This is a genomic window from Bartonella massiliensis (assembly GCF_902150025.1).
Taxonomy (GTDB): domain Bacteria; phylum Pseudomonadota; class Alphaproteobacteria; order Rhizobiales; family Rhizobiaceae; genus Bartonella; species Bartonella massiliensis.
In genome coordinates this window covers 1-5,530 of sequence record NZ_CABFVS010000061.1, presented here as the reverse complement: position 1 = coordinate 5,530, position 5,530 = coordinate 1, and the positions used below count along the sequence as shown (strand labels likewise).

Below are 5,530 nucleotides of genomic sequence, written 5' to 3'. Positions count from 1 at the left end.
TTTTGAACAGCATTGTTTTTTCTAAAAATTAAGTAAAATCCCATGCCTTTATGATGCTACAATGGTTTTGAATTTTGCTTGCTTATCTTTGTCTTAATAGGGGCCCCCATTTAACTTTGTATTTTTAAACGATAACTTTTAAAACGTCTTTTGATAGCTTGCTTGCATATGTCAAAAAAAGCTTTTGATCATAAGACATAACGTTTTGAATTTCATATCTGCTATTTCGTACCTCGGTAAAAAAATACCGTGGTTATAAAACTGATCTTATCTTTAAATATTTTATGCTCCCTTATGAATTAAAACCTATAAGCTTATAAAAGTTTCAAACGATTATTTTCCTTTTAAGGTTTCGCTCAAAAAAGAGCAAAATACATACTATTCTTTAAACGCATGCGATTTTTAATAATAAAAACGTATCATAAAATTTATGAACTGTTATGAATGATAACTGCTTTTCATTTCATTTAAATGACACATGCGTTATAATATTTACATCGTGATTTACTTTTTATGGTCTATTCATACGTGGCAATTGTTTATAAAAAATGGTCAAATGAATCATGCATAAAAGTGTGGATTCTTAAGTGGATTCATATAAAATAATTGCAAACAACATATTGACTTTATTGTGTTTTTTATGATAATATCCAATCTGCACTCAGTTCACTCCAATGGGCTTTTGGAAACATTTGCTTAGCAACTTCCAAAGGCTTGCGGTCCACATACCACATACGTTGTGCATCCGTTAAATTCGGTTGCACTGCCGCGCTGTCCCAAACCATCTTTAATGGATCTAAACGCGTGATAACCGGCTCGCCATCAAGGCTATTCTCATAATCAAGACGTGTATCAGTCCACCCCATGCCACAAATGACAGCATCTTGGAAAGCATCCGAGTCCGCATATTCGGCTTGTGCCATATCGCGAAACCATTCGGCTGCCCCCGTAAGCAATTCACTTGGCAACGCTTTTCCTATTTGACGGGGAATAAACTGTACTTCACGTTTGTTATTACGCTCTGACCCCACAACCGCATTGACCAGCGGGGCAATGCGATTAAAAGTCATAATGGGGCGGCGTTGCTTTTTTAGTGCCTCTAAATCATCCTCATTCCACTGATCGCCATTGTAAAAACGAAAATCCTCCCTTGCATGCTCACGCCATTTGTTCACATGCTCAACATCTTCTTTGTACCAACTCACAAGCTTGCGAAACAAGCCTTCTGTCGACAGATCTGAAGCGTTGCTATCTTGCTCTAAATGCTCTTCATCATGCATCATTCTGCCATCCATGACGTACTCTCATAAACTTCTCTACCACTGTAAGCTTGTCTCTTATGTTGCTGCACCGGCTGCTCATAACCCACACACATTAATCCAAAAGCATCTGCACCATGACTCGACCAATCATGCTCTGCCCCCAACCCTATATTGCGCTTCTCATCCCATTTCTCGTGATACCAGTTCAATGCCTTACGACCCGCTACAGTCATTTCTTCGTTAAACCAGACAGAAGGTAATATACGTCGCACTGCCTCTATTCGCATTTTGACAGCACCGGCTCCTTGATTAGGGATCACTTGCGTTTCAAAACCCGCATCATTGAGAGCACTCTCAAAACTCACATTATGCACACGGTCTCTCGTCGCACCATCATGGGGTAACACCATCAGTGCTTTCTCATAACCATTGTGACGTAACCAGCCGATATGCTCTGATAAGGGCTGCCCTTGTGCTTCATAATAATCCAGCACTCTGATCTCTCTGCCAACAAACTGTGCTATCCATATCGCTGTGGCATCTGCCTTAGCACCCGTTCCCCCAATATCCCAAAAGGCGCGTATCTGCATTAAAGGGTCACGTGCAACACGCCCTATCCGCCCCTCTTGCTCGGCTGCCAACATCTCCTTTTGAAAGTAAGCCCCTTGAACCGCTGTAAGATAAGCCCCTTCCCAGATATGCTTATAGGTTTCTGGACGGTTTCTTAGATCATCAAGCCGTGCTTCATTCAAGATCTTGGGAAACTTCGGATTATCGGACCAATTGATCTCTACACGTTTAATCGCTTCATTGTCTGAAAAGCGAAAACGCCTTTCAACCGGTGCGTTATCCCGTAATGGGTTCCATGTCACCCATAACTCTGCTCTCCAGCCCTCTCCTTCTTCACGCAACGTCGGTATAAGCGTCTGCCAAGCTGTCTCTGTAACCGGCTCTGCCTCATCGACCCAACAGAGCAAAATACGACCCATCGATTTGATGCTCGCAATATTGCGGTCTAGTCCAGAAAACTGAAAAGCTATACGACCATCATTTGACTTAATCGAAGCTTCCCCAACTTTGTAATAATCTTTTAAAAAGTCATGGGCTTCAATCGCGCGCTTAATTTCCTCCAAGGAACTTTCTGCCAACGAATTTTGAAACTGACGTGCACAAAGAATAGTGCCCGATATTCCTCCCATACCAAATTGATAGCCTTTTAAAGCCGCCATCAAGGCAAATGATCTTGTCTTACCAGACCCTCGTCCACCCCAAGCCGCTCTGACCAAAGCATCCCCTGCAAAAATCGGAATAAGTTTTGGTACAATCTTAATCTGTCTTGTCGTCATTCATTGTTAAAGGAGCAATTTCTACACGCCCTATGATCTTAATCGCACCCCCATCTTCCCCCGTCACTTGCAAAGGCAAGACCTTACCAAGCAACGCTAAATAAGCCGCGGGGCATTCCATTGCCTGCTTTTCGAGATAGGATATCAACCCCTCATTACCGATTTTATTGCCTGCATTCTCCGCAGCTTTAACCACTGCCTCCTTTAAAAGGCGAGTCATTTTGTTTGGAACACCTTTAACACGCCCCATACCTGCATTGGGTGGTATCAACTTTCTTTTTGATTGTGGAGCCTGTTCTGTATTTTCAGATGTCATAAAATACGCCCTCCAGATAATAAAAAACCCCGCATTTGCGGGGATTTTCTACTGTACATCACCCTCATTAGACACAATACGCCTAAGTACAGTAATGTCATTAAATACGATTTGCATCACTTTGTCAACACAAAAATAACACATATTGATATTTTTAAAACGAATCGGTTAAACAGCGCTTATGAATAATTAAGGATTCAAAATAATGAAGTTATTATCCATAACACGCATCATAACATTTATAGCTTTCTTTTTTATATCAGCGCTACCTGCATCAGCGTCATTTGGATTTATAGACAAATTGACGCGTATGTTTACAAATGTAGATACTATAGAGAAGTATAATCAACTTTACAATAAATACGTAAGTGAATCATATATTGGCTCTATGCATTCTGAAAAGATACGCAGAGCAGAAGAACTTTCACTCAGAAATGGCGGAGAATATTCATTTTTTAAACAGGAGGATATATTGTATCGTCACATATCGGTTCTTGGTTGTGCATCCTTTATGAGTTTATTGCGGGGTGAGTATAATGAGGAAATGTCATGGGCAATGCTACCCAATGTAATAAAGCGTTTACGTGATGAATATGATTGGAGTGAAAGCGATTTTATGTGGGCATACGACTTAGTCAATGATAACAAAGATCCAATGATTTATTATGCAAAAAAACTTATGATGTCCATAGATAAGCATTACGATTTCAGAAAAGAGCAAGTAAATAACATAGTATCTAAAGTGAAAAGAAATGATCATAAAGGGTTAAAGGCAGTCATTGAACAATGCAGAAACTTACAAACGATATACAATATAATGAAACCGTAATAGAGATTGTCATTTAACGATCAAAATGTTTCTGAAGAGCATTAAGAGCAATATGCAAGAATCTATAAAAAGCGAAAGAGGCAGCAAGCCACCTCTTCGCACCTGACCCCTTTACAAGGGAGCGGTCACTATTTTTACAGCGCCGTATCTGAATTAAATATAGACCTATGACTTATCATTGTCAATAACTAGGGCGTGGAAGATATTCCCACATTAGGTTAATAACCTTATTAAACTCTTCTTCTGATAACCTAAAGATGCAATCAGTCGCGCTTAATCGACTAACAGCAATTGTCGTTAAATAATTGCATATAACCCATGATGATTTCATATTTGGAAATGATTTTATGAGATAGGCAGCATGATTATCAGGTTGTGATTTAGACGTTAGAGGCAAAACCGTTACACACCCATTTAACTTGGAAGTTTTAGAAACAATCAGTACAGGACGCTGTTTCCAAAATTCTGGTAATTGAGCATCTTCAGGAAAATCACACCAAAAAATTTGCCGAATGCGTGGAGCTGATTTTAAGCGGGGCTTCAAACGTGGTGGTTGTATTTCTTTCATTATTAATTTTATCCATTATAGATCTTACATCCCTTCTAAAATAATAATAAAAAACATTAAGAACAATACGTAATGAATTCACCAGATGTGGTAATTCTTTATCTTCTATAACAAGGTACTGTAGCGCGGCATAGATATTGTATTGTCTATAGAGGTGTTGCGCTTCTTTTATTGCCTCTTGCATATTTAAAAACTGCTCTGTCGCAAATTTTACCCATTTGTCTCTTGCTTTATCATCAGAAGATAACGGCATTTCATCATAAATCGCGCTTGGAAAGCCTTTTGCACAAAGGTAATTATTTCTTATCTGTAGATACTGTTGCGCGGTGTCATATTGCTCTTGAGTAAGTACACCTTGCAAACAAAGCCGCCCTATGTAGGACCCAGCAAGTGGATTTTTTGCCTCATGTAAGCTTAAACCGAAGCGTTTTGCACGCATTTCTATAGCCAATTTATCAATGGCTTCACGCGGTTCTTTTGCACGTGATATACGACCATTGGCTTCTCTTATCTGCCCTGTGATTTTAGGGCGTCCCCTCTTTTTATTTTTTTTCACAACACCGCCTTCTGTTTAAAAAGGAACATCATCATTTAAAGCGTTTGTAGACATATCAAGAGGTCTGTGAATGCTTGCATAAACTGATGATTGCTCTTGATCATCATCATTTTTGCTGTCTAAAAGCTTTAAGTCGCCTTTGTACTTAGGCAAAATGATCTCTGTTACATACCGTTCAATACCGTTTTTATCTTGCCATTTACGGGTTTGAAGCTGTCCTTCAATATAGACTTTGCTACCTTTTATAAGATATTGATTTATAATGATAATATAACGTTATTCATATTGAATAAGAATCCCGAATAACGTAAGATTCTCTCATTTCAAATCTGTTTATCTTGCATCAATCAAAATCACTCATTTGCACATCACAAGTGGGATGAGTGTGTGGATCAAATTTGTATAAGAAAGGAGTAAAAATGGTCCTTATGAATCGTCTTAATGCAAGATCTGTTGCAACATTGGGGGCTGGCAAATATAATGATGGTGCCGGCTTGTTACTCCATAAGCGTAAAGATGGTGGTGCTCAGTGGATTTACCGTTATACCCTTCACGGGCGCCGTCGTGAAATGGGCTTGGGTGCTTTAAGAGATGTTTCTTTAAAACAAGCCCGTGAATTGGCAACGGGGTGGCGTTCTGTTCTTCGTGAAGGG

The 5,530-nt window shown here is 39.5% G+C and carries 5 protein-coding genes and 3 pseudogenes; 2 read left to right on the top strand and 6 right to left on the bottom strand.

The genetic code is table 11. The annotated features are described in order from the left end of the window. Positions 1-650 precede the first annotated feature (650 nt). The 3 genes and pseudogenes from FNZ60_RS09390 to FNZ60_RS09380 form a co-directional block, all read right to left on the bottom strand. Positions 651-1,295: pseudogene (locus FNZ60_RS09390) on the bottom strand (portal protein); the annotation flags it as partial. After that, positions 1,280-2,608, bottom strand: a complete 1,329-nt coding sequence (locus tag FNZ60_RS09385; protein WP_142417287.1) for a PBSX family phage terminase large subunit — start codon at positions 2,606-2,608, stop codon at positions 1,280-1,282. The gene FNZ60_RS09385 and the pseudogene FNZ60_RS09390, both read right to left, overlap by 16 nt. Further along, positions 2,589-2,924 (bottom strand): hypothetical protein, encoded by a 336-nt coding sequence (locus FNZ60_RS09380; protein ID WP_142417286.1) that lies wholly within the window; start codon positions 2,922-2,924, stop codon positions 2,589-2,591. The genes FNZ60_RS09385 and FNZ60_RS09380 overlap by 20 nt, the downstream gene beginning before the upstream one ends. Positions 2,925-3,129: 205 nt before the next feature. On the opposite strand from FNZ60_RS09380, the gene FNZ60_RS09375 reads away from it, so the two are divergent. After that, positions 3,130-3,753, top strand: coding sequence for a hypothetical protein (locus FNZ60_RS09375; protein WP_185913580.1), 624 nt, complete (start codon positions 3,130-3,132; stop codon positions 3,751-3,753). Positions 3,754-3,934: 181 nt separating this feature from the next. Here FNZ60_RS09375 and FNZ60_RS09370 read toward each other — a convergent pair whose 3' ends face one another. The 3 genes and pseudogenes from FNZ60_RS09370 to FNZ60_RS09360 form a co-directional block, all read right to left on the bottom strand. After that, positions 3,935-4,321, bottom strand: a complete 387-nt coding sequence (locus tag FNZ60_RS09370) for a type II toxin-antitoxin system PemK/MazF family toxin (protein ID WP_142417284.1) — start codon at positions 4,319-4,321, stop codon at positions 3,935-3,937. A 34-nt stretch (positions 4,322-4,355) separates the two neighbouring features. Next, positions 4,356-4,877: pseudogene (locus FNZ60_RS09365) on the bottom strand (hypothetical protein); the annotation flags it as partial. A gap of 15 nt (positions 4,878-4,892) precedes the next feature. Then, a pseudogene (locus FNZ60_RS09360) lies at positions 4,893-5,132 on the bottom strand (single-stranded DNA-binding protein); the annotation flags it as partial. Between the two features lie 164 nt (positions 5,133-5,296). Here FNZ60_RS09360 and FNZ60_RS09355 point away from each other — a divergent pair. Further along, the coding region (locus FNZ60_RS09355) for an Arm DNA-binding domain-containing protein (RefSeq protein WP_142417283.1) at positions 5,297-5,530 on the top strand (234 nt) is incomplete at its 3' end.

Excerpts from the sequence above, each read along its gene's own strand:
- FNZ60_RS09385 (WP_142417287.1), bottom strand. The coding sequence starts at position 2,608 with ATGACGACAAGACAGATTAAGATTGTACCAAAACTTATTCCGATTTTT.
- FNZ60_RS09380 (WP_142417286.1), bottom strand. The coding sequence starts at position 2,924 with ATGACATCTGAAAATACAGAACAGGCTCCACAATCAAAAAGAAAGTTG.
- FNZ60_RS09375 (WP_185913580.1), top strand. The coding sequence starts at position 3,130 with ATGAAGTTATTATCCATAACACGCATCATAACATTTATAGCTTTCTTT.
- FNZ60_RS09370 (WP_142417284.1), bottom strand. The coding sequence starts at position 4,321 with ATGAAAGAAATACAACCACCACGTTTGAAGCCCCGCTTAAAATCAGCT.